The organism is Mesorhizobium sp. M0016, assembly GCF_040324035.1.
GTDB lineage: Bacteria > Pseudomonadota > Alphaproteobacteria > Rhizobiales > Rhizobiaceae > Mesorhizobium.
This window is the reverse complement of record NZ_JAMYVM010000059.1, coordinates 1-1,763: the sequence shown is the minus strand read 5'-3', so window position 1 is coordinate 1,763 and position 1,763 is coordinate 1. Positions and strand designations below refer to the sequence as shown.

General features: G+C 60.7%; 1 protein-coding gene and 1 pseudogene. Both read left to right on the top strand.

Annotated features, from left to right (window positions below; translation table 11 throughout):
• Nucleotides 1-797, top strand: a 797-nt coding sequence (locus tag NKJ88_RS32855; RefSeq protein WP_352446968.1) for a calcium-binding protein, incomplete at its 5' end; no start/stop codon positions are given.
• Nucleotides 798-1,284: 487 nt separating this feature from the next.
• A pseudogene (locus NKJ88_RS32850) lies at nucleotides 1,285-1,763 on the top strand (type I secretion system permease/ATPase); the annotation flags it as partial.

Here is a 1,763-nt window from a genome sequence, read left to right as displayed (position 1 = left end):
TTTCAATGGCAAAGATTATCGAAGGTGGCCCGGGTTCCGAAACACTCCTCGGCACCGAGCTTGGAGATTGGATGGAGGGTTTCGCGGGCAATGACTGGATTGACGGTCGTGGCGGCAACGACGAGATCTCGTCTGGCCAGGGCAGCGACCGAGCCATTGGCGGCCAGGGTAACGACCGCATCTTCGGCGGAGATGGCTGGGACGATCTCTCCGGCGACAACGGCCGGTTCAACGCGCGCGTCTCCGGCGAGGACAATGACAGGCTCAGCGGCGGTCCCGGCCAGGATGTCCTCTACGTGGGTGACGGCCAGGACACGTTGACCGGGGGCACCGACAGTGACACGTTCGTGTTCCAGTTCCACAATCCGGTGCCTGGGGTTGTCGGGTCGACGTCGGACATTACCACTATCACCGATTTCAACCCGGCGGAGGACAAGTTCGCCTTCGATGCGGTGGGCCTCTACAACGATGGTTTTGGCGCGAACTTCGTCAACAACGCCAGCATACAGTCCGGCTACCCGGTGAGCAGCTTCTACAGCGGTGCGGCGTCGGGTGCGAACGGCGAACACGTCGTGGTGATCACTGGCGAATCTTTCAACTCTGCTAATGAGGCGGCGAGTGCGATCTCCGGCGAGCACGCCGGCGACATCATCGTCTACCAAAGCAGCTACACCGACAGACTCGCAACTCTGGCCTATGTCACCGCCGACGGCAGCGCGCACGAGTTCGCCCACCTGGGCGGTGTGGTCACCGTGGCCGACCTAGGCCTGACCGCGTCCGACTTCACCTTCGTTTGATCCAGAAAACCCATACGGAACCGCGCCCCGCCCCCCTGGGCGGGCGCTTTCCCGTTTCCGCTACTTGCCATGGGCCGGGGCGCCCGGGAGCAGTCAGCGTGTACAGTGACGAAGCCCTGCGCGTCGCGCTGGTCGTGCACCGAAATCTCCTGAAGGTGTGGAGGCGGAAGCCTGTTCGGGCCCTTGCGGCCGACCACGATGAATCCCTTCCAAACTTTCAGCCGGACGGTGTTGTTGACCCGCTCCATCAAATGCCGGGACCAAACATATTCGGCGGGAGCACTGATCCTGAACCAGCGAGCGGATGCAGTCGGTTGCCGGTCGGGGAGCAATATAGGGAGCTGGGTCGCCAGCCTCCGGAGACTTACGTGACAACCATTCCTTAAAGGATTCAGCTTTGAGACCCTTCCCTCTGACTTCCGCGATTTGGGGCATTGTGTTGATCAGCGGCGTGGTCAACGTGCTTGCGCTCATCTCGCCGCTGTTCATGCTTCAGGTCTATGACCGCGTTCTGGCAAGTGGCAGCGTATCCACGCTAGTGGGGCTCGTCGTGCTTGCTGCGGGGCTTTATGCGTTCCAATGCCTGCTCGACATTTTGCGCGCCCGCGTGCTGCTGCGGATTGGCGAGCGTTTCGATGGACAGTTTTCCGGACGCGTTCACGATGCGATCGTTCGCCTTCCGCTTTCAACGCGCATGCCGGGCGACGGCTTGCAGCCGCTTCGCGATCTCGACAATGTTCGAGGCTTCTTAGGTGGAAACGGTCCGACAGCGTTCTTCGATCTGCCATGGATGCTGTTTTATCTTGGCATTTGCTTCCTCCTTCATTTCTGGATCGGCATGACGGCACTTATCGGGGCGGTCGGTCTCACATCTCTGACACTTCTTGCCAACACTCTCTCGCAAGGGCCGATAAGCGATACCGTTGCCCACAACATGGCACGCAATGGTCTGCTGCAAGCAGCGCG